22 protein-coding genes and 1 other RNA gene are annotated in these 21,879 nt (G+C 64.5%); 5 read left to right on the top strand and 18 right to left on the bottom strand.

Features of this window, described 5'->3' with window-relative positions; translation table 11 throughout:
- The first annotated feature begins 73 nt into the window (after nt 1-73).
- Nucleotides 74-595: a septum formation family protein gene (locus GO591_RS03220; RefSeq protein WP_157155491.1), complete on the top strand. Its 522-nt coding sequence runs from the start codon at nt 74-76 to the stop codon at nt 593-595.
- Between the two features lie 21 nt (nt 596-616).
- On the opposite strand, the gene GO591_RS03215 is transcribed toward GO591_RS03220, so the two are convergent.
- On the bottom strand, nt 617-1,408 hold the full coding sequence (locus GO591_RS03215) for a hypothetical protein (protein ID WP_157155490.1): 792 nt from the start codon (nt 1,406-1,408) through the stop codon (nt 617-619).
- A 165-nt stretch (nt 1,409-1,573) separates the two neighbouring features.
- On the opposite strand from GO591_RS03215, the gene GO591_RS03210 reads away from it, so the two are divergent.
- On the top strand, nt 1,574-3,397 hold the full coding sequence (locus GO591_RS03210; RefSeq protein WP_198295539.1) for a sensor histidine kinase: 1,824 nt from the start codon (nt 1,574-1,576) through the stop codon (nt 3,395-3,397).
- Nucleotides 3,397-4,050: a response regulator gene (locus GO591_RS03205; RefSeq protein WP_157155488.1), complete on the top strand. Its 654-nt coding sequence runs from the start codon at nt 3,397-3,399 to the stop codon at nt 4,048-4,050. Before GO591_RS03210 ends, GO591_RS03205 begins: the two co-directional genes overlap by 1 nt.
- Nucleotides 4,051-4,095: 45 nt before the next feature.
- On the opposite strand, the gene GO591_RS03200 is transcribed toward GO591_RS03205, so the two are convergent.
- The gene (locus GO591_RS03200; protein WP_157155487.1) at nt 4,096-5,595 is read right to left on the bottom strand and encodes a CoA-acylating methylmalonate-semialdehyde dehydrogenase; all 1,500 of its coding nucleotides are present in this window, start codon (nt 5,593-5,595) and stop codon (nt 4,096-4,098) included.
- 98 nt (nt 5,596-5,693) lie between these two features.
- Here GO591_RS03200 and GO591_RS03195 point away from each other — a divergent pair, with 98 nt between their 5' ends.
- Complete coding sequence (locus GO591_RS03195; protein ID WP_157155486.1) at nt 5,694-6,455, top strand: FadR/GntR family transcriptional regulator; 762 nt, start codon at nt 5,694-5,696, stop codon at nt 6,453-6,455.
- Between the two features lie 134 nt (nt 6,456-6,589).
- Here the strand turns inward: GO591_RS03195 and GO591_RS03190 are convergent, their stop codons facing one another.
- The 14 genes from GO591_RS03190 to ssrA form a co-directional block, all read right to left on the bottom strand.
- Nucleotides 6,590-7,933, bottom strand: coding sequence for an amidohydrolase family protein (locus GO591_RS03190; protein ID WP_157155485.1), 1,344 nt, complete (start codon nt 7,931-7,933; stop codon nt 6,590-6,592).
- A gap of 57 nt (nt 7,934-7,990) precedes the next feature.
- Nucleotides 7,991-9,349 (bottom strand): FAD-binding oxidoreductase, encoded by a 1,359-nt coding sequence (locus GO591_RS03185; protein ID WP_157155484.1) that lies wholly within the window; start codon nt 9,347-9,349, stop codon nt 7,991-7,993.
- Between the two features lie 48 nt (nt 9,350-9,397).
- The gene (locus GO591_RS03180; protein ID WP_157155483.1) at nt 9,398-9,802 is read right to left on the bottom strand and encodes a RidA family protein; all 405 of its coding nucleotides are present in this window, start codon (nt 9,800-9,802) and stop codon (nt 9,398-9,400) included.
- Between the two features lie 47 nt (nt 9,803-9,849).
- Nucleotides 9,850-10,665: a VOC family protein gene (locus tag GO591_RS03175; protein WP_157155482.1), complete on the bottom strand. Its 816-nt coding sequence runs from the start codon at nt 10,663-10,665 to the stop codon at nt 9,850-9,852.
- A gap of 231 nt (nt 10,666-10,896) precedes the next feature.
- Nucleotides 10,897-11,601 carry an ABC transporter ATP-binding protein gene (locus GO591_RS03170; protein ID WP_157155481.1) on the bottom strand — a complete coding sequence of 235 codons (705 nt, stop codon included), beginning with the start codon at nt 11,599-11,601 and terminating at the stop codon, nt 10,897-10,899.
- A 2-nt stretch (nt 11,602-11,603) separates the two neighbouring features.
- Entirely contained in the window at nt 11,604-12,404 is an 801-nt protein-coding gene (locus tag GO591_RS03165; RefSeq protein ID WP_157155480.1) for an ABC transporter ATP-binding protein, read from the bottom strand.
- Nucleotides 12,401-13,675 carry an ABC transporter substrate-binding protein gene (locus GO591_RS03160; protein ID WP_157155479.1) on the bottom strand — a complete coding sequence of 425 codons (1,275 nt, stop codon included), beginning with the start codon at nt 13,673-13,675 and terminating at the stop codon, nt 12,401-12,403. The genes GO591_RS03165 and GO591_RS03160 overlap by 4 nt, the downstream gene beginning before the upstream one ends.
- 4 nt (nt 13,676-13,679) lie before the next feature.
- Complete coding sequence (locus tag GO591_RS03155) at nt 13,680-14,648, bottom strand: branched-chain amino acid ABC transporter permease (RefSeq protein WP_157155478.1); 969 nt, start codon at nt 14,646-14,648, stop codon at nt 13,680-13,682.
- Nucleotides 14,645-15,511, bottom strand: coding sequence for a branched-chain amino acid ABC transporter permease (locus tag GO591_RS03150; protein ID WP_157155477.1), 867 nt, complete (start codon nt 15,509-15,511; stop codon nt 14,645-14,647). The genes GO591_RS03155 and GO591_RS03150 overlap by 4 nt, the downstream gene beginning before the upstream one ends.
- Nucleotides 15,512-15,556: 45 nt before the next feature.
- Nucleotides 15,557-16,084: a DoxX family protein gene (locus tag GO591_RS03145; RefSeq protein ID WP_157155476.1), complete on the bottom strand. Its 528-nt coding sequence runs from the start codon at nt 16,082-16,084 to the stop codon at nt 15,557-15,559.
- A 251-nt stretch (nt 16,085-16,335) separates the two neighbouring features.
- Nucleotides 16,336-16,863, bottom strand: a complete 528-nt coding sequence (locus GO591_RS03140; RefSeq protein WP_157155475.1) for a DoxX family protein — start codon at nt 16,861-16,863, stop codon at nt 16,336-16,338.
- 116 nt (nt 16,864-16,979) lie between these two features.
- Complete coding sequence (locus tag GO591_RS03135; RefSeq protein WP_198295536.1) at nt 16,980-17,495, bottom strand: hypothetical protein; 516 nt, start codon at nt 17,493-17,495, stop codon at nt 16,980-16,982.
- Nucleotides 17,496-17,541: 46 nt separating this feature from the next.
- Nucleotides 17,542-18,087: a hypothetical protein gene (locus GO591_RS03130; protein WP_157155474.1), complete on the bottom strand. Its 546-nt coding sequence runs from the start codon at nt 18,085-18,087 to the stop codon at nt 17,542-17,544.
- A 258-nt stretch (nt 18,088-18,345) separates the two neighbouring features.
- Nucleotides 18,346-18,716: a transfer-messenger RNA gene (gene ssrA, locus GO591_RS03125) on the bottom strand.
- Between the two features lie 119 nt (nt 18,717-18,835).
- On the opposite strand from ssrA, the gene GO591_RS03120 reads away from it, so the two are divergent.
- Nucleotides 18,836-19,498 carry an SIMPL domain-containing protein gene (locus GO591_RS03120; RefSeq protein WP_157155473.1) on the top strand — a complete coding sequence of 221 codons (663 nt, stop codon included), beginning with the start codon at nt 18,836-18,838 and terminating at the stop codon, nt 19,496-19,498.
- Between the two features lie 3 nt (nt 19,499-19,501).
- Here the strand turns inward: GO591_RS03120 and smpB are convergent, their stop codons facing one another.
- Both smpB and GO591_RS03110 read right to left on the bottom strand, forming a co-directional pair.
- A complete protein-coding gene (gene smpB / locus GO591_RS03115) occupies nt 19,502-19,978 on the bottom strand; it encodes an SsrA-binding protein SmpB (RefSeq protein WP_157155472.1) in 477 nt (158 codons plus the stop codon).
- Nucleotides 19,979-20,050: 72 nt separating this feature from the next.
- Nucleotides 20,051-21,853: a glycoside hydrolase family 15 protein gene (locus GO591_RS03110; protein WP_157155471.1), complete on the bottom strand. Its 1,803-nt coding sequence runs from the start codon at nt 21,851-21,853 to the stop codon at nt 20,051-20,053.
- Nucleotides 21,854-21,879: the final 26 nt, after the last annotated feature.

Genomic DNA, 21,879 nt, shown 5'->3' with positions numbered 1-21,879 from the left:
CCCCTTCCCCGGGAAGCAGACCCCCGAGATAGGCTCAAAACGCTGAATCCAGCCAATACACAGAAAGCGCGTTGTGATTACTCCTGCACTGAAGAAGACCGTTTTGCTCCTCACTGTCGGCGCCGCCGCCCTGGCACTGTCTGGCTGCAGTGCTATCGGCGGGCTGTTCCCGGCCGAGGCAGAGCGTGATGAGAGCGGGCAGATCACGGCGGGCAATGAAAACACGGACATCTTCTCCATCCGCGTCGGCGACTGCACGAACGACGTGGACACCGAAGAGATCGCTTCGGTGCCGACGGTGCCGTGCAGCGAACCCCACGACAACGAGGCGTACTTCGCCTACGACATCAAGGCCGAAAAGTTCCCCGGAAATGACGCCGTCCTGGCCGAAGCCGGCGACCGGTGCGTGTCCGAATTCGACAAGTTCGTCGGTATCTCCTACCAGGAGTCGGTGCTCGATGTGTGGCCACTCATCCCGACCGAGGTGACCTGGGCTGAGGGCGACCGCGAGGTGATTTGTTTCATCTACGAACCGAACGCGGACTACACCGCGACGGTCCAGGCCACGAGCTCCTTCGCGGGCACTGCCCGCTAGCACCACCCGCCGCGGGCGTCGTCACGCGAGAGCGAGGCTGACGCCCGCGGCCACAGCGTAGGCGGTCATCGCCAGCAGCAGGATCGCGAGTGCACGCCACCCCTCGTGCGCACGCAGGCAGAGCCAGGCTCCGAGCGCGACCGAAGCGCCGAGCATCGCCAGGCCGATCACGTCGTCCTCCTGCGGAGCCTCGAAGACACCACCGCTGAGGCGCCAGGCGATGACGCCGACCCCCAGAAGCGGGCCCGCCGCCATGAGGCAGCTGAGACCGAGCAGGACTAACCGGCTCGGCCGAGGCGCGGCCGAGCCGACGGCCTGGGTCACACCGGCGCGCAGGAGGCTACGGCGGTCGGGCGACAGCAGGGCCAGCGGGACAACGAAGACGCCCAGGAGGATCGCGGCGGTGATCACCGCGACCATCAGATCGTGACCCTGGATCGCGGATGAGCCGATGCTCATCAGGAAGATCATCGTCAGAGTCGAGATCAGCCACATGGTCGTTGCCGCGTTCCGGGTCGGACGCACGGCCAGGATCACGGATGCTGCGGCAACCGCAGTCATCAACAGGGCAGCTCCGCTGTCGGCCACCCTGTGCAGTTCGGGGGTGCGCGCCCAGCCGTGATCCGTCGTGTCGGCGAAGTCAACCCACGGGGTGAGCAACGCCGGCAGCGCGTTGAACAGCACTAGGAAGGTCAGTGCTGCGACGACCGCCGCGATGCGGAAAGTCACGTACCTGCGCCGACGGGAGGCGGGGGCGGTGGCCGGACTGCTGCCCGGTGTAGTGGCGGTGCTCGAGCGGGACTCGGTTGACATTGTGGTCTCCTTGCGACGGTCGCCCGACGTTCGGGCGCGACCATCGTCGGCGAGAGGTCCTGCCTGAGGGCAGAGTCGGTCGCCCCGACCGTTCGGGCAAAGTGCCCGACCACCCGGGCGATCTGCCCTTGCCCGAGCGAGGTGCTCACCGAGAAGATGAGACCCATGTTGCTGCGCCGGGTGGTCGCGATCGCGTTGCTCGTCGTGAGTGTCGGCGCGACCGGCGCCGCAGCCTGGGCCGAGGGCGCCGCCCGTAGCACCACACCTGCGACGACCGACCCGATCGTCATCGCGCTCGCCAGCATCGGCGCGGGTCTCAGCTGGTCGGTCGTCGGCGGCGTCCTGGCGTGGCTGCGTCCGGTGAACGCGCTGGGCTGGCTGCTGCTGTCCGTCGGCACGGTGACCCAGCTGTCCATCGGTGAGGCATCGCTCGCCGCCGCCGGCGTCCTGGGTGCCATCGATCCCGGTTCACCCTATGCATCCCGACTGGTCGGACTCACGCTGACCCTGCTCGGTGGCCTGGTGATCTACCTGCTCATCGGCCTGTTGCCCGTGCTCTACCCGAGCGGGCGGATTCGGCCCGCTCGGTCCTGGACCTGGCTGACGATCGCCGTGCTCGTGGGCGCCGTCGCCATGCAGGTGCAGTGGCTGCTCGCCCAGTTGAGCGCCGACTGGACGTGGCCCGCCGATCCGACACCGGCCGGGACATCCGGCCCCGAGATCTGGATTCCGCTGGGCATCTATGCCGCCGGGGTGCTCGGGGTGTGGGCGCTGTGCCTGGTGCGTCTCGTCCGCTCAACATCACCCGAGCGCCAGCAGCTGGCGTGGCTGCTGGCCGCAGTGGCCGCGCTCGTCATCGCCAACATCGCCGGCGCGAACATCGTGGCGCAGTGGGCGCAGCTGGTGACGCTGTACCTGTTCCCGGCGGCGATCGCGGTCGGCATCCTGCGCTATCGGCTGCTCGGAATCGAAGCTCCAGCCCGCGTCGACCCGGTGAAGGCACTGTCCGAGCTCGGGCAGCGGGTCTCGGGTACTGAGCAGCATGAGCTGCTCGATGCGGTGCTCGCCGGGATCGGCGGCGCGGTGCGGGCATCCGCTGGGCGGGCCATTGACGCGAGCGGCAGCGTACTCGCCGCGTTCGGTGACTCCCCTGCCGCCCTTTCGCCGGCGTTCACCGCCGTGCTGTCGGTGGGCGCCACCCCGGTCGGTCGTCTCGAACTCGGCGAGAGGGAGAGTGGCCGCCGGTACACGCTCCGCGACCAGCGGATGCTGCAGACGATGGCGTCGCAGCTGGCCGCCGTCGTGCTGGCGGTGCGGCTGGCCGACGAGCTCGAATCGGAGCGTGACGCCGTCGTGCGCGCTCGGGATACCGAGCGTGACCGGTTGCGCCGGGAGATCCACGACGGGCTCGGCCCGTCGCTGACCGGGGTCACCCTGGGTGTGCAGGGGTTGCGCGATGCGATTGCGGCCGGGTCGGTCGATCGGGCGCTGGAGATCGCCGACATCCTGAGCGCCGAGCTGACCGGGACAGTCACCGACGTGCGCCGGATCCTCGACGAACTGCGGCCGGTCGCATTGGTGACGCACGGCTTGGCCGACGCGGTGCGCGAGCGGGTGGCATCCATCACCGCACCGGTCTCGATCAGCGTGCACGCCGCTGACCTGCCGGTGCTGCCCGGCCCGATCGAGGAGGCCGCGTACCGTGTGGTGAATGAGGCCATCGCGAACGTGCTCCGGCACGCGGGAGCGCAGAACGCCACGGTCACGCTGGCGATCGACTCGGGATGTCTCGTGGTGAACGTGCGCGACGACGGCGCAGGGTTCTCGACGGAGGCTGCCGCTGGGGGCATCGGGCTCGCGTCCATGCGCACACGGGCTGAGGCGCTCGACGGCTCACTACAAGTCGACTCATCGCCCGCCGGAACCGCGGTCACCTTCACCGTGCCGTTGCCTGTGCCCGTGCCCCTGCCGACCTTGGCGGTTGTGTAGTGACCGCCCCGGTGCGGGTCGTGATTGCCGACGATCATCCAATGTTCAGGTTCGGACTGGAGGCGGCTCTCGTCGCGGTTCCCGAGCTGGAGGTGGTCGGCGCGGCCGCCGACGGCCCCGAACTGCTGCGGCTCACCCGAGAGCTTCGTCCGGCCGTGGTGTTGACCGATCTCGAGATGCCGGGAGTGACCGGGGCAGGCGCCGTCGCCGAACTCGCTAGGAACCATCCCGAGATCGGGGTCATCGTGCTGACCATGCACGCCGACGATGGACCCGTGCTCGCCGCGGTCAGCGCCGGGGCGAGCGGCTACCTGCTCAAGGGCGCCGAGCGCGAGGAGATCACCCGGGCGGTGCTCGCCGTCGCATCGGGCGGAACCGTGTACGGCGGTGAGATCGGCCGGCGCCTGGCCGACTACGCAACCCGCGGATCGCAGCCGGCTCCGGCCGCGGTGTTTCCCGAACTCACGGCGCGGGAGGCCGAAGTTCTCGGGCAGGTCGCCGCCGGGCGCAGCAATCACGAGATTGCCGCTGCGCTCCTGCTCTCCGAGAAGACGGTGCGGAACAACGTCGCCACGATCCTCGCGAAGCTGCACCTGCGGGATCGGGCAGCCGCGGTCGCTGTCGCACGCGACCGCGGCCTGACGATGCGTTGACGCGACTCAGGTGTGACGTTCTCTTCTGTGGCTATCAAATACCGGTCAATGCATCATCGGCATTACGAAGCTGGCACCCTCTTTGATTCCGGAGGGCCAGCGGCTGGTCACCGTCTTCGTCTTCGTGTAGAAGCGGAAGGAGTCGGTTCCATACTGGTTGAGGTCCCCGAAGCCGGAGCGCTTCCAGCCGCCGAATGAGTGGTAGGCGATCGGCACCGGGATCGGCACGTTCACACCGACCATGCCGGTGTTCACTCGGGCGGCGAAGTCACGCGCCGCGTCGCCATCGCGGGTGAAGATCGAAACACCGTTGCCGTATTCGTGCTCGCTGGGCAGACGCAACGCTTCCTCATAGCTGTCCGCCCGGGTGATGATCAGGACGGGCCCGAAGACCTCTTCCTTGTAGATCGTCATGTCCGGCGTGACGTGGTCGAAGAGGGTCGGCCCCAGGTAGAAGCCGCTCTCATGCCCTGGCACGGTAATGCCGCGGCCGTCGGCCAGAAGCGTTGCTCCCTCATCGATGGCGCCTTGGATGTAATCCTCCGCGCGCGTCTTGGCCTGAGCTGTCACCAGCGGGCCATAGTCGTAGCCTTCTTCCAAAGCCGGGCCGACCTTGAGGTGCTTGACACGCTCGGCCAGCGTCGCAGCGAGGGCGTCTGCCGTCTCCGCCCCGACCGGAACGGCGACCGAGATCGCCATGCACCGTTCACCGGCCGAACCGTACCCTGCGCCGATCAGCGCATCGGCGACCTGGTCAAGGTCAGCGTCCGGCATCACGATGAGGTGGTTCTTTGCGCCACCGAAGCATTGTGCGCGCTTGCCGTGCGCCGCGGCCGTGGAGTAGATGTACTGCGCAATCGGCGTCGAACCCACAAATCCGACAGCCTTGATCCGATCGTCGGTGAGGATCGCATCGACGGCTTCCTTGTCACCGTTGACGACGTTGAACACTCCAGCAGGCAGGCCCGCTTCGATGAACAGCTCTGCGATACGCAGCGGCACCGAGGGGTCACGCTCGGAAGGCTTCAAGATGAAGGAGTTACCGGCAGCGATCGCCGGGCCTGCCTTCCACAGTGGAATCATCGCGGGGAAGTTGAACGGCGTGATACCGGCCACCACACCAAGCGGCTGACGCATCGAGTACACATCGATGCCGGCCCCGGCACCAGTCGTGTACTCCCCCTTCAGCAGGTGAGGAGCGCCGAGCGCGAACTCGATGACCTCAACCCCGCGCAGGATGTCACCCTTCGAGTCGTCGATGGTCTTGCCATGCTCGCTCGAGAGCATGCGAGCCAGCGACGGCGTGTCCTTGGCGATCAGCTCGAGGAACTTCTGCAGGACGCGGGCACGGCGCTGCGGATTCGTCGCGCCCCACTCCTCCTGAGCGGCGGCCGCGTTCGCGATAGCGTTCGAGACTTCTTCGACGCTGGCCAAGGGGACGCGCGCCTGCACTTCTCCTGTGCTCGGGTTGAACACATCACTGAAGCGTCCAGAAGTGCCAGCAACCCTGGCGCCGCCGATGAAGTGAGTCAGTTCACGCGTCATTGCTCGCATCCTCCCGTCGCGCCACCGTGGCACGATTACCTATAATCATTATAGGGCATTGTTCCGAGTCGCCGCATTTCTGCACAACATGCACCGCTGTGGCTACCTCCTGCTTCCCGCCGAAGCCGATCCGCCCGTTGACGATGGCCCAAATCCAGTACTATGAACACATGTCATTCGATTTGCATGTCCGTCCTTCGCGTGCCCAGGATGTTGCGGATCGTCTGTTGTCGACCATCGAGAAGATGCAACCCGGCGATCGCCTTGGCACTAAAGACGAGCTGCGCCTTCAGGCCGGGGTCGCTGCCGGGACGATGAATGAAGCCATTCGGCTCCTCCAGTCCCGACATGTGATCTCATTGCGCACCGGACCCCGTGGTGGTGTCTTCGTCGCTTCACCGGATCCCCTTGTCCGGATCAGCGACGCCCTCATCGCCGTCCGTGCAAAGCCGGAGACTGTCATGGATGCCGTGGCGCTCCGCGCGGTGGTCGATCCGCTGACGGTTGTCGAAGCCAGTCGGTACCGAACCGCCAAGGATATTCGAGCACTCCGCGCGCAGGTACAGCGCATGCGCGACGCGATCGATGATGATCTGCTCTTCGTTCGCAGCAACTGGGCCTTCCATGAGCTGGTCATCGGGATCGGCAGGAACGAGATCCTGAAGAACGTAGCCCTCGGCTTGCTTGAGATCATCTCTTCGAACACTGTGAATGTCGTGCCCGGTTCGAAGCGTATGCCGCAGAAGCAGGAGCGTGTACGCGTGCACGAGGCAATCGTCGACGCGATCGAGTCCGGCGACGAGGAAGCCTGTCGTCGAGCCTCCATCGAACACTCTCTCGAGGCGAACCTCGCTCGCTGATTGATGCAAACTCTGCCCATCCGGTAGAGGCACTCAGCAGGACCTCGAGGCTGGATCCGGGCTGACGCAGAACGCGGAGTACTGATGGTGGACCCATCAGCACTCCGCGCGCGGACCTCGCGACTGCGCGGCTACTATCCGACGCGGGCGCCCGCACGATCGAGCACGGCCGCGGCCGAGGCCTCTGCCTCTCGGACAATTCGCTCCACGTCGAAGGCCACGAGCTCGCCCTTCCGCTTGATGATGCGGCCGTCGCTGAGGACGGTGTCGACATTCGCAGGGGTGACCGAACGCACCACGGTCGATTCCAGGTCCCCCACCGGCGCGACGTTGAGGTCATGCTTCCGGATCAGGATTAGGTCGGCGCGCTTTCCGGGCGTGAGCGAACCGGTGACATCCCCGAGGCCCAGCGCCTGCGCACCGTTGATGGTTGCGAACCGAATGGCGTCGGCGAAGTTCAGTCGATCGAAGGACTCCGTATCTGTGCCCTGCCACGGGATCCCCATGTTCCAGGCGATGTGCATCGCCTCGAACAAGTTGACGGGAGCCAACGACGTCGCGTCGATCGACAGCGACACCGTTACGCCGGCGGCGACCATCTTCAGCAGGGCAGCTCTCGGGTCGCCCGCATCGCCGAGCCGGAGCTCCGAGTGCACGGAGAAGCTCAACGGAGTGCCCGTCCTCACCATGGCCTGGCGGTCCTCTTCCGTGGCCGCCAGGAAGTGGCAGATGAGGAAGTCCGGCCCCAACAGCCCCTTTTCCTCGAGCTCGCGCGCTGAAACTTTCGTCTCCGCACCTTGCATCGTGTGAACGGACACCGGAAGCTTCCGCGCCCGCGCCTCTTCCGCTTCTCTGTAGAACACGTCCGAATCACCGAGGTCGGGTCCCCGCAGGTTCACCCCGAGGTGGACCACCTTGGCGAGCTCCGAGTCCGTGTGGAACCACTCGTTCGCGACTCGATCGATATCGGTGAAGTCGAGTGCCTCGTCCTCGGGGAGGAGATCGCGGTGACCGTACGAGTACCGCGCTCGGATAAGACCGTCGCGGTGCGCCCTGAGTTCTGCGTCGGCATGCTCGGGCGTCCGGGTGTTGTGCGACCAGTTGTGCATCGTGGTGATCCCGGCATTCGCCGCATCCACAAGGCCGAGGAGCACGCTCCGGTAGAAGTCCTCCGGCTCGTAGTGCGCGGAAGTGGCCCATTTCGCGGGAAAGTACTCATGGTCCTGAGCGACGAAGTTGCGGCCGAGCGAACTCCACATGTGGTGGTGCGTTTCGATCAGGCCCGGCATCACGATCATCCCGCTCGCGTCCACCACCTCGGCATCATTAGCCTGGATGTCGCTACCGACATCCACGATCACGCCGTCCTTGACCAGGACGTCCCCCTGGGGCAGGTTCCCGATCTCCGGGTCTACGGAAATCACTGCGCCACCGCGGATGAGGTATGACCCTCTCGGGGGTGTGGAACTTCCAGACATCATTTCTCCTATGCTCATGTGTTGCGGTGCTCCCGAAGGAACGAAGGGGCTTGCAGGTCACCCGATCCGAATGTCGGCGGTCGGGATAACGTGCCCGAACCGGAACAGGTTGTCCGGGTCCCAGTGCTTCTTCAGCTCCTGTAGACGGACGTAGTCATCCGCTTTGAATGCTCGTGCAATTTGGTCGGGTGTCTGGTCGGGCCCAAGGAAATTCAGGATTGAATTCCCGGTCCAGGAATCCTGGACGGCGCCGACAACCGCAGCACCAGCGTCCTTGACGGTGGAGAAACCGCTCTCTGTCGACACTCCGAGCATCAGCATGTTGAACTCGGCATCGCGCCCGCCTACTGCGTTCGGCGTCTCAGGCTGTCGCGCAAGCGCTCCGCCGAGGTGGCGCACCTCGACCATCGCCAACGGAAGATCCGCGCTCGGCCCAGCGACCTCGACCAACCGGTCGATGGCTTCATCGGTGACATCCCGAAGCAAGGCGCTACGATCCCAGAACGGAGTCGGCTCGGGCGGGTCGTTGTGGATGCTGGCGACATCCGTGTAGGGCATCGTGCGCATGTTCTCCAGCAACGTCGGCCCCAGCCGGCGCATAGGGGCGAGCAACGCAGCCCCTTCGTCCGCGCTACCCAGGTGAGCCATCCTTAGATGTACCACGAACTTGCCGCGGATCGCCTCGGGCACCTCCGGCACATCCGGCATCCGAATCAGAGCGATTGAGCTGGTCGCCTCCTCAGGGAGGGACTGCGCCCAGGGGAAGTAGTTGTGAAGAATGTCTGCGGTCGCATCTCCGGCAAAGTAGATGCCGCCACCGAACAGCTCCGAGACGGGGAGCAGATCCATCACCATGGAGGTGACGATGCCGAAGTTCCCCTTTCCGCCGCGGATGCCCCAGAAGAGCTCGGGATTGCGAGTCGGGCTTGCGACGTAGGTCTGCCCGTCGGCAGCCACCACGGTCACTTCGCGCACGTGATCCGCGGCGTATCCATACTTGCGGCCGAGTGGTCCAAGACCTCCGCCCAGGCTGTAACCCATGACGCCGACGCCGGGGTACGAACCTGACGGGGGCGCGAGCCCGAAACGGGCTGCCGACTCGATGACCTCCGTCCACCGGACACCCGCATCGACACGCGCCGTGCGCTGATCGGGGTCGACCTCGAGTGAGCGCAGGCCGCTGGTATCGAGCAAGAACGCATCCGTCGTTGCATCCACCCGCCCGTGACCGGTCGACTGAACTGCGACTCCGAGTCCGCGCTCACTCGCGTAGTCGATCGCGGCAGCGACATCGCCGTCGCCGTGAGGGCGCAGCGCCACCGAAGGCGCGACATCCCATGCCTGGTTGTAGCCGCTCATCTGTGCGAGCAGCTCCGGATCGCGTACGAGCCGGCTCTCGAAGTCATGTGGCGTCAATGCGTGCGCTCCTTCGCGTCGCGGGTCGGTTGCCATCGTCGCGCCGTCCTATAGTGTCGACGAACGCAGCGAAGCGGTGCATTCGATCTCCACGAGCAGCCCAGGGAGCGCGAGTCCGGTCACTCCCACGATCGTCTGCGGCGGATCGGCCGCATCACCCGTCACCTGAGCAATCGATTCACCGATTGCCGCCAGTTCAAATGGTTGCGTCGTGTACACGGTCCGGCGAACGATGTCATCCCAGCTCGCACCCGCGGCCTCCATCACCTTCGCAAGATTGCTCATCGCCGTGATCACCTGAAGCCTCAGATCATCCTCCCCGACGATATTCAGGTCGTCGTCGAGAGACACCTGCCCGGCAAAGAACACGAGCTTCTCCCCCTCCGCGACCGCAATGTGGCTGTAGCCCGGAGCGGAATGCACGCTCTCTGGATTCATGACCGTTCGAGGCATAATCAGGATCCCTTTCGTAACGCTTCGGTGTGTCAGTGTGTGTTTCTCTAGAGCGTGACCGCTGCAGCGGCATGCGTGGGATCGCCAGGGTTTCCTGCCGCCGCGCTGATCGGCGTGAACGACTCGACCCATTCGATCGGGGGCAGCGCACCCCACTGGTTCACGACCTTCCAGTTGGACAGGCCCTCTCCCGGGTCCGAAATCCGAACAGGCGCGTCGTCCTGCATGAGTTCCATCTCGGCGATGCACTCGACCAGGAAGTCTGCGCTGTCGCGGAAGTAGAGGAAGAGGTTGTCTCCAGCCCCATGACGACCCGGACCCCAAATGAGGCGGCGCTCCTCCGGGATGAGACTGTCGCTGATCGTCTTCATGTCTTGGAAGCTATTGAACTCCCAGCTGAGGTGATGGACCCCGCCCGCGTGACTCTTGACGGCGGCCACGGTGTGGTGCCGCCGGTCAGCGGCGCGCATCCACGAGATCTCGAAACCGGTCGTCCGCTCGCTCAGCAGGAAGCCGCACGAGTCCGCCATCTCCTTGGACCACTGCTCGGGGTCCACGGCTGTGAAGTTGATGTGGTCGAGGGTCTTCGGCCGAACCCCCGGGCCGTGATATTTCGAGGCACGATCTTCCGGCATCGGTGTGTGCACTTCGAAAACGAGGCCTTCCGAGGTCTGGAACGTGACCGACTTGTCGATCGCAGCCAGGGATGGCGTGCGAGAGAGCACCTCGATGCCGGCCCGCTTGCATCGCTCAGCGACCTCATCGACGGCCGACTCACTCACCGCTTCAAGCCCGCAACTCCGGTAGGAGTCACTCGCTCCCTCGTGAATCACGAGCTCAGCGTGCCGCCGGTTGGACGACATCAGGATTCTTCCACCGTCTCGTCCGACGACTCGCGCTCCCACGATATTTGCGGTGTCTTCAGCAAGACGAACGGGATCAGTTGCGTCAACCGCGACGTACCCCAACCGCTGAACAAGTGGCCTCATTATTGCCTCATCTCTTCCGACGTCAATGTCGCTTCAATGGCGCATCGCACTCCGTGCGATACCCATCATTCTAATAGATTGAATAGCTTTAATGCGAGGGCGTGATCAAAGTCCGAGGTGCTCGTGGATCGGCGACGCGTCCGAGGCGAGCACTGAGGGCGTCCCGTCCCAGGCAACCTTCCCGTCCTCGCCAAGAATGACGACTCGGTCGCTCAGGCTGAGAGCGAAGTCGACGTTCTGCTCTGCGACAAGCACGGAGAGTCCCGACCGTCGAAGTTCCTGCAGACGATCCTCGATCGTGTCGAGCACTGCCGGTGCCAATCCTTCGGACGGCTCGTCCATGAGCAGGAGCTGGGGTCCGGTCAAGAGCGCCCGTCCGATCGCGAGCATCTGCTGTTCTCCCCCGGACAGTGTTGCCGCGTACATCTTCGAACGCTCTCGAAGACGCGGGAAGAAATCGAACACCCGCTCGATGGTCCACTCATCGCGCTCGCGCGAACCGGGCACGATCGACAGGTTCTCCAGCACGGTCAGGCTGCCGAACACGTGCCTGCCCTGAGGAACCAGGCCGACTCCTGCCCGAGCGATCGCATGCGGACTCAGCGCGAGCAAATTCTTACCGTCGAGCTCAATTCGACCGCTGCTGACCTCGGGCGGCCTGAGGCCGCTGATTGCGCGAATCAGGGTCGTCTTGCCCATTCCGTTTCGTCCCATGAGCGCCACGGATTCACCGCGGGCAATCTCAAGTTCGATCCCGGTCAAGACTTGCGCTTTCCCGTAGCCGACGTGGAGGTCGCTGATCTTGAGCATCACTACCTCCTTCTGCCGAGATACACCGCTTGAACCGTTGGGTCCGCGCGGATACCGTCAGGATCGGCGTAGGCGATCGGCGATCCGTTGTCGAGGCAAAGAACGCGGTCGACCAACTCGAGCGCGAGTGACATGTCGTGCTCGATCAGCACGAAGCTGACATCGTCAGCGATGTCCGCTAGCAGCTGCCGTAGCATCCCTCGTTCGTTCGCGGAAAGACCCGCGGCCGGTTCGTCCAAAAGCAGCAGTTTGGGCTGCCTCACGAGAGCCATCGCGATTTCCAGCTGCCGATGCTCACCGTGTGAGAGTTCCTTCACCAAACGCTGCGAGCGGGCACGGAGACCCACCTGACTCAAGGCGGCGTCAACCCGCTTTCCAACCTCGCCGACGCCGCGTCGCACCGGACGCCAGAATCGTTGACTCTCACCGGAGGCGGCCTGGACTGCAACACGAACGTTGTCTTCGACGCTCAGCTCCGCGAAGAGATTCGACACCTGGAACGTACGGGACACGCCGCGATTTGCGCGCGTCCGCTCGCTGAGGTGTGTCGCGTCTTCGCCGAAGAGGAGAACGCGGCCGGAGGTGGGCGCGTACTCACCCGCGATCAAACGGAACAGGGTGGACTTCCCTGCACCATTCGGCCCGATTACCGCCATTCGTCCACCGGGCGGCAGGGCGAAGGAGACCCCGTTGACCGCGGCGATACCTCCGAAGCGTTTCGTCACACCTTCGAGTTCAAGGATGCTGCCGACACCTCCTCCCCCCGCGGGGAGAGGAGGTGTCCCCGTTGAGGCAGCGATCATCGGCCGGTATAGGTGGGGGAATACGGAGGGTTCTTCAAGAACTCCTTCGGATCGAAGTGCCAGAACTGGCTTACATCGTCATACTGCTTCACGACCGCGTTCCACAGCTTGCCGTCAGCGCGCTCCTCGACCGTCCGGATCATGATCGGTCCGGTGATGTTGTTGTACTCATCGAAGCTGATGTCGCCCCACGGTGTTCCCGTGACATCGCCGGCTGTGATGGCGGCGATCAGCTCCTCGCCCTCAAGCTTCGAGTCGGCGCTGGCCAGGGCCGTCGCGATCAACTCGGCCGTGGCGTAGGCACCAAGTGCGTAGCTCGACGGGATGACGCCGTAGCGTTCCTCATACAGCGCGACAAATTCTTCGGCTTGAGGAGCGCTCTCCGCGAAGAAGCTCACCGAGTTGATCCCGAGGGCGATATCCCCGACATCCTCCAAGATCGCCTGATCGGTCGTGCAGCAGTTCGACAACACCGGCGTGCGATCCAGGAGTCCGAAGTCAGCCGCGGAGCGAAGGAAGTTGGAGCTGTCCGTTCCTCCGGAGTTCGCGACGAAGATGAGATCGACATCCATGTTCATCAACTGCGTCACGTACGAGCTCAGGTCGCTGGCATCGGCTGGATACCAGAGCTGGTCGGTCACGGCACCACCAGCCTCGGTGAACGCTGTGACAAATCCACCGCAGCCTTCCCAACCGAACCCGTAGTCGGCGCACAGGGTTGCGGCCGTGCGGTGTCCTTCTTCGTACGCCCACTGCCCACCGGGGAACGTGGCCTGACTTCCGCCGTACGCCCCGACTCGCAGCAGGAGCGGGCTGGACTCGCGCTGTGTCAAGTCGTCCGCCGAGGACTGGGAGATGTTCGCAACGCCCTCCTGCTCGAGAAAGTCGGCGACGGCGAGGGCCTGGCTCGCCAGCACCGGTCCGACGACGACATCCACTTGCTCGTCATTGACCAGTCGGGTCGTCTTGCTGATCGCGGTGTCGACACTGCTCGCGTCGTCTTCCACGACCGTCTCGACCGTGAAGTTGCCTGCCGTGTTGCCGTTCTCTTCCCAGTAGAGATTCCAGCCGCGCTCAAGGTCCACCCCAAGCGCGGAGGCGAAGCCGGTGAGCGAGGCGAGCACACCCACCTTGAACGTCTGCCCGGTCGCCGGGTCCTGCTCGTTGTTCGATGAAGAACCAGCGGGCGCACAGCCAGCAATGACGAGAGCGACTGCGGCTGCTGTGGCAACAGAAACCAGGCGTCTCCGTCGACGAATGGATGATTGCATACTCTTATTTCCCTCCTGTTTGCGGGGCTAACTTCGGCATCGACCGCTGCGGTCGACGACGTCTGCGTGCGCTGAGCGTGCCTAGGATCCCCTGACGTGCCACCATGAGCGTCACGATGAACAGCAGACCAAGCACCGTTGGCCAACGATCCACGTATGTACTAAGGACCTGCTGGGTCAGCACGACGATGACTGCACCGACCAGGGGCCCAAAAGCGGTCCCAGTGCCGCCGAGGATGACCATGACCAACGCCAGCGCCGACGCCTCGAATCCCGAGAAGGACGGGCTGATGAACTCGGCCTGCCACACGAGCAGAACTCCTGCGAGACCGGCCACCAGGCCTGACAGCAAGATCGCCGTGAACTTGTACGCCACGACGTTGTACCCGAGGCTTCGCATTCGGCTCGGGCTCTCACGGATGCCGCGAATCGTCAGCGCGAACGGTGAACGCGAGTACACCATCAGCGCGGCGACAACGAGCCCATAGACGACGAGAACCAGGAAGTAGTACTGCCAGTACTCAGAGAATTGCTCGGGTCGCCGAATCCCAGATAAGCCGTTGGCCCCTCCGGTCACCGATGACCACCGATAGGCCATGCCGTAACACACCATTCCGGCGGCCAGCGTGACCATGAGGAAAAAGACGCCGCCTGTTCGCATCGAGATCAGCGCATAGATGACGCTCGCGAACACGGTCAATGCAGCGGCGATCAGCAGTTGGAGCGCGAAGTCGAACCCCTGCCGCGACGCCCAGGCCATGCCGTACGCGGCTGCCGCTGCGATGCCTGCGTGGCCCAGCGAGAAGAGCCCGCCATCGCCCGCGAGCATGTTCACACTGGACGCAAGTAAGGCCGTCGCCAGCACGAGAGATGCGAGCGTGACGTAGTAATTGCCCACCACGTATGGCAAGGCGATGGCCGCAGTCAGCGCCACCAGGATCGCCGTGACTTTCACCAGACGGGTGCGTGTCATGCCTTCCCTCCGAATAGACCATTCGGTCGAAACACAAGGACCAGGGCCATCGGGGCGAAGACCGTGAAGTACGAGAACTCGGGCAGCCAGACCTTCGCGAACGCATCGATGAGCCCGATGAGTGCCGCGCCGACTGCCGCGCCCGTGACGCTGCCAAGACCACCCACGATGACCACCACCATCGCGAACAGCAATATCTCCGTGCCCGTTGAAGGCACGTGGCTCAGCAGTCCGGATCCGATCGCGCCCGCGAAGCCGGCGAGTGCGGCCCCGAGGATGAAGACGCCAGCGAAGACGCGATCGATGTTGATTCCGATGGCTGACGCCATCTCGCGATTGTCGACCCCGGCCCGCACGATCGCGCCGACTCGAGTCCGCCGCTGGAAGTAGAGCATCGCCGCTCCGATGACAACCGTCACTGCAATGATGAACAGTCGGTAGATCGGGTAGCTGAACCCTTCAAGAACGAGAGTTCCGGAGGGCCAGAGGGATGCGCGGCCAATGGATTTCGGGTCCCCACCGAAGGTCGCCAGGACAAGGTCGGCGATCACGAACGCGACACCGATGGTCACGAGAACCTCTGGCATCTCTTCGCCTCGCAGTCGACGAAGAAGGCCCCGCTCGACTATCAGTCCAACCCCAGCGCTCGCAATCGCGCCGGCCAGGGCGCCGAGCAGGAAATTGCCTGTCGTCGCCACCGTGATCACGGCGATGTATGCCCCGATCAGGTAGAACCCGCCGTGCGCGAGATTCGAAATTCGCATGAGCCCGAACACCAGCGTGAACCCGCTGGCAACGAGGAAGAGCAAGGCGCCAAAGCTCAGCCCATTCAAGGTGAGCTGGGCGATCAAATTGAGGTCCATCCGCTATTTTCCGGTCCCGTCTCTAATGGCCGAATTAATGGATGGCTACGAGGACGCCTTGGTGCCGAGGTGCGAGCGGGCATTCATCAGTGGCCCGGTGGCGGCCAGCACGGCGAGCAGCACCGCGCCGGCACCGATGAGGAACTGCCACTCGGCAGCAAGATTGGTCCATGGCAGGTTCAGGAACACGTCGGCCGAGTAGGCGCCCGGCCCGGTGAAACCGACGATTGCGATCGCCGCCGCCAGCACGATGGGATACTCGCCCCCGCCCGCCACGTTCCAGAACGTCTTAGCGAACATGATGAGCGTCATCCCCGCCACCAGCATCGCCCCGACACCGATCGCAACGCCCAGCGGCGTTAGAAAACCCACCAGCAGCGACGCAGCGGCAGTCGCCTCACACAGGGAGGCGAACAGGACCAGCTGGCGGGCGGGCCGCTGGCCCAGCTTCTCGAACAATGCGGTCGCGCCCGGCAGACCGGGCCCCTGGAACCAGCCGAACAACTTCTGGGTGGAGTGCGCAAAAAGGATGAAGGCCAGAATCAGGCGCAGTAGCAGGATGCCAACATCCATTGCAACTCCATTGTTGTCTCGGGTTGCCCAAAACTACTGAGCGTAATGAATATATTGAGTGTAGCGAATTGCCGCTCCCCATGTCAATAGGTACGTAAAGGGACGAAGGGATCTTTCTGCCTGCGACGGCGGTCAAGCGATCCGGCGACGCCGGTCAAGCGATCCCACGCGAATACCGCCGGGAGAGCAACCGATGCCGGGCGGCGCCCTCTACCAGGTGAACGAGGATCGACTGAGCGACTGGACGATAGTTAGGTGGAGGTCTTGGTGCTGAGGTGCGACCGGGCATTCATCAGTGGCCCGGTGGCGGCCAGCACGGCGAGCAGCACCGCGCCGGCACCGATGAGGAACTGCCACTCGGCAGCAAGATTGGTCCATGGCAGGTTCAGGAACACGTCGGCCGAGTAGGCGCCCGGCCCGGTGAAACCGACGATTGCGATCGCCGCCGCCAGCACGATGGGATACTCGCCCCCGCCCGCCACGTTCCAGAACGTCTTAGCGAACATGATGAGCGTCATCCCCGCCACCAGCATCGCCCCGACACCGATCGCAACGCCCAGCGGCGTTAGAAAACCCACCAGCAGCGACGCAGCGGCAGTCGCCTCACACAGGGAGGCGAACAGGACCAGCTGGCGGGCGGGCCGCTGGCCCAGCTTCTCGAACAATGCGGTCGCGCCCGGCAGACCGGGCCCCTGGAACCAGCCGAACAACTTCTGGGTGGAGTGCGCAAAAAGGATGAAGGCCAGAATCAGGCGCAGTAGCAGGATGCCAATGTCCATCTCAACTCCGTTGCTGGTGAGTAGAGCACGATGCTATTAAGCATTTTGAATATACCGACAATATGGAATCGGCGCGCGCAATGTCAATGGGCCAGAAGCATCGGCCTCGGTCGCCTCTAGGGAGTTTCGTCATCCGACGGTCGGGGGCCGCGGGCATCCTGATTCGCCAGCACCAGCGCCGCGATGCTGAGCGCGACGGTGATGATGCCCGCAGGGTTGGCGAGACCGATCGCGATGCCGCGCCACGGTTCGGCCGTGCCGGAGATCACCGTCTGCAGACCGTCGGGGGTGACATCCGGGATCGTCAGCCCGAGCAGGATGCCGCAACCCCACGCCGCGATCAGCGTGACCAGCGTTGCCCGTCTCGTCAGGTAGCCGCGCGTCGCGGCGCGGGCCATCGCCTGGCCGATGAACGCGTACAGAAAGACGATCACGATGCCGATCAGCAGGTAGATCGGGGTGAGCTCGCCGCCGACGCCGAACAGGAACCGCCCGAACACGATCCAGAGGGCGAGCGCGACTCCGGCGAGGAAGACGGCAATGCCCCTTGCGATTGCCGTGCCCGCCTTCGTATCGGCCACGGACGGGCGTCCGCTGGGCGTGGAACGGGTTGAGGCATCGTACGGGTCCATCATTCGAGCCTACGATGTGGCCCGGATGATTCCGCGGTGGCTACGGTCAGCCGATGAACTCGTGAATGTCGTCGCAGAAATCACGATCTTCGGTCTCATTGAGACCTGTGGACTCCTTCACAACGCGTTCCGAGATGAAGATGTCATCACTCGGGTCGGTCGGGGTACCCGCATGGTTGACGACCACTTCGAAGCGGATCTGGCCCGGATCGCGGAACAGCAGCTTCCCGTCTGGCCCGTAGGTCTTTGCGCCGCCGGTGGCGAACGCAATGATCGTCAGAGTTCCGTCGCCGTTGTCGGTCACCCTGAGGTCTTTGCTGTTAACTCTGAAGACGTCGGTGAGGGTCAACCCGTTGTCGACGTTGGTCCAGCTGACGCTGCCATGGAAGTGTTCGGCAAAGTAGATCAATCCCTCGGACCCCCGTGCCTGCTCTGAGGCACGCACGTCGATATCGACAACTCTGCGCACGGTGAGATCGCCGCAGAAGTTCTCGATGACTTCGTCGCTCTGGTCGAGAAAGCGCTCTGGTGGGGCCGCGGCCGCGGGGCCGACCGCGACGAAGGATACGAATGCGACCGCGGCAGCGGCCACCAACCCGCGATGAATGCGCCTGGACATGATGCCTCCTGCTACGCCTCGTGGCGTCGCTCGCCGCTGAGGCCCGGGGCAACGTTACGCTCGCGTATTCCCATGTCAACCGGGTGAAAATATGCCCGATCTGTAGACGAGGAACGCCTGCGGAAGCCGTCTGTGCCCGCTCGGTACATCCGTGTTCGCTCGAGCAGGCACGAACGTACCGAACGGGCACGCATACCTCGAACAGACTCAAACAACGTGTGACAACGACGATGGTGGAGATGCGGGGAATCGAACCCCGGTCCACTGCTGTAATCCTGCGCCTTCTACGGGCGTAGCCTGCTCAGACGTTCTACTCGGCTCCGACCTTTGCTGCAGGCCTCTAGGTCGACGAGCCCAGCCCTAGTTAAAGTCCCGCGGCACCCCAAGGCGTAATGTCGCAGCAAGCTCCCTTAATGACGCCAGGCACCGGGGCGGGAACGGACCCACGGGCTGACGGACTTCAGGCTCGCTTATGCAGCGAGGGAGAAGTCAGTGCGCTTTGAATTGGCACTTATATTTTGCAGAGATCGTTAACGAGATAACCCTGCATCCTCGACCCGCTTCTCGCAGTCATTCAGGCAATGTCGAAACCGATCATCCCCATGCGGGTCGTTGTCACACGCTGTTGAGTTTCCAAGATCGTGCCCAGAAGAGCACGGCCCTACAGTGTAGAACACGATCGGCTCGATTTCCATGCCCGTTCCATCACAAGGAGGACCGCGTGACCGAAACGATCATCACCGTGAAGGGCCGGTTCTCATCTGCCTACCCTCCCGAACGCGCTCGCGTCGAACTCAGCGTCAGCTTCGAGGGCAGCGACCGGGACTCGGTCTTCGAAGGCACCACCGTCGCCGCTGACCTCGTGCGCGACGAGATCACCGACCTGCACGACCACACCCACGGCCCGGTCACCGCCTGGACCAGCGACAGCGTGCACGTCTGGAGTCACCGGCCGTGGAGTGAGGAGGGCCGCCGGCTGAACCCGGTGTTCCACGCCGCGATGGCCTTCTCCGCCACGTTCAACGATTTCGAGGCCCTCGCCCGGTTCATCGAACGGGTCGCGGTGATCGATGGAGTCACGGTCGGTGCGATCGATTGGACGCTGACGGATGCCCGTCGCACCGCGGTGACCGCGGAGGTGCGCTCCCGTGCGGTCAAGGATGCCGTCGCCAAGGCCAGTGTGTACGCGCAGAGCATCGGCCTGGCATCGGTGCGGGCGATCGCGATCGCCGACCCGGGGATGCTCGGCGACCAGACCCTTGCCACGACGGCGCGCTTCGAGGCCGACATGCTTCGAATGACCGGCGCCGGCGGCGAACTGCAGTTCCGGCCCGAGGACATCGAGGTGATCGCGGAGGTTGACGCGCGCTTCGTGGCGAGCTGAGGGCTACTCGCCCAGGTGCCGCCTCAAGGACATTGCCCGGTCGGCCTCGCGCTTGTCCTGCCGTTCGCGCAGCGTCTGACGCTTGTCGTATTCCTTCTTGCCCTTGGCGACAGCCAGTTCCACCTTGGCTCGGCCGTCGTTGAAGTACAGCTTCAGCGGCACGAGCGTGTACCCGCCCTGCTTCACCTTCGCCTCGATCTTCAGGATCTCCTGCTTGTGCATCAGCAGCTTGCGCTTGCGACGCGGGGCATGGTTGTTCCAGGTGCCCTGGTTGTACTCGGGGATATGCACGGCATCCAGCCAGGCCTCGCCGCGTTCGATGAACGCGTAACCGTCGACCAGTGACGCGCGGCCCTGCCGCAGCGACTTCACCTCGGTGCCGCTGAGCACGATCCCGGCCTCGTAGGTGTCCTCAATCAGGTAATCGTGGCGAGCCTTGCGGTTGGTCGCGACGACCTTCTCTCCACGTTCCTTGACCACGGCCCACTCCAGACGAAATGCCCGACCCCGTGCCGAGCAGCCCACCAGTCTAGCGCGTCGGACGGTTGTGCGTCAGACGCGGGTTGGGGCCTTCCCGGGCGCGCCTTCCGCTTTCGCGATCCAGTCCGCGGCCTGCACCAGCGCAAGGTGCGACAGCGCCTGCGGATAGTTGCCGGCGTGCCGGTTGTTCACGGTGTCGTACTCCTCGGCGAGCAGGCCGACGTCGTTGCAGATCCCCACCAGCCGGTCCATGAGTTCGCGCGCGTCCTGCAGACGCCCCGACCGCGCATACTGCTCGACCAGCCAGAACGAGCAGGCAAGGAACGGGTGCTCCCCCGGCGGGAAGTCGTCGAGCTCCGGGTCCGGTCGGTAACGCATGAGCAGGCCGTTGCGGAGCAGGTCTTTCTCGATCGCGGCGACGGTCCCCAGCATCCGCGGATCGTCCGCTTCGCAGTACCCGACCTGCGGGAGCTGCAGCAGCGAGGCATCGACAGCGTCGGTCCCGTAGTACTGGGTGTAGCAGCCGCGTTTCTGGTCGAAGCCGTCCGTCTCGATCTCCTCTCGGAGGCGATCGCGCAAATCGGTCCAGCGATCGACCGCGCCCGGAAGTCCGAATTCGAGAGAGCCGCGGATGGCGCGATCCAGCGCCGCCCACATCATCACCCGGGAGTGGGTGAAGTGTCTCTCCGGCCCACGAACCTCCCAGATGCCGGTGTCCGGCCGGTGACAGTTCTCCTCCACGAACCCGATCAACGCCCGCTGCAGCGGCCAGGAGAAGACATCCTCCTGCACGCCCGCCTCCCGCGCCTCGTGCAGGGCGATCATGACCTCGCCGACGACATCCTGCTGGAACTGGCTGACCGCGGCGTTGCCCACCCTGACCGGAGCCGACCCCTGGTAGCCGGGCAGGCTGGTCAGCTCGCGTTCGGCAAGGTACCGCTCCCCCGCGAGTCCGTACATGATCTGCACATCGTTCGGATCACCGGCGATCGCCCGCAGCAGCCAGTTGCGCCAGTTCTCGGCTTCGCTGACATAGGAGTGCCCAAGAAAAGCACTCAGGGTGAGCGCCGCGTCCCGTAACCAGACGTAGCGGTAGTCCCAGTTGCGCGGGCCGCCGAACTGCTCGGGCAAACTCGTGGTGACCGCGGCGACGATACCGCCGGTCTGCTCGTGGGTCAGCGCACGCAGCACCAGCAGCGACCGGATGACCTCCTTCTGGTACGGCCCCTCGTGCTGGTACATGTCCGCCCAGCTCTGCCACCAGTCGATGGTCTGCGCCAGCGACTGGTCCAGGTCGACCGGGCCGGGGTCGGGCAGGTGCGACGGGAACCAGGTCAGCTCGATGTCAACAGTCTCGCCCGCGGATATCGTGAAGGTACCGGAGTGCTGGTGCCCGGTGGCGGTAAGCCGTGGCCCCCGCAGCACCACGGCATCCGGACCGGCGACGGCGATCAGGGCGGTGCCGTGATCGTCCGCGACCTGGCGCACCCAGGGCATCGCGGTCGCGTAGCCGAACCGGATGCGCAGTTCCTGCCGCATCAGGACGGTGCCGCGCACTCCGCGCACCCGACGCACGATGTCCGCCCGGTTGTCACCATGCGGCATGAAGTCGGTGACCTCCACCTCACCAGTGTCGGTGAACCAGCGGGTGACCAGAACGAAGGTCCGGTCGACATAACGGCGCTCGAAGAAGGCCTGCGCGTCATCCGGTCTCAGCAGCCACCGGCCATGCTCCTCGGTGCCGAGCAGCGCACCGAACGTTGACGCGGAGTCATAGCGCGGCAGGCACAGCCAGTCGATGCTGCCGTCGCTGCCGATGAGCGCCCCGGTGTGGCAATCGCTGACCAGCGCGTACTGCTCGATCGGAAGGCTCATGGGCTCATCCTCCGCCGCGGGCGTAC

Origin of the sequence: Diaminobutyricimonas sp. LJ205 (assembly GCF_009755725.1) — a bacterium.
Classification (GTDB): Bacteria; Actinomycetota; Actinomycetes; order Actinomycetales; family Microbacteriaceae; genus Ruicaihuangia.
Note: the sequence above shows the minus strand (reverse complement) of the source record. Positions and strands in the feature narration are given on the sequence as shown.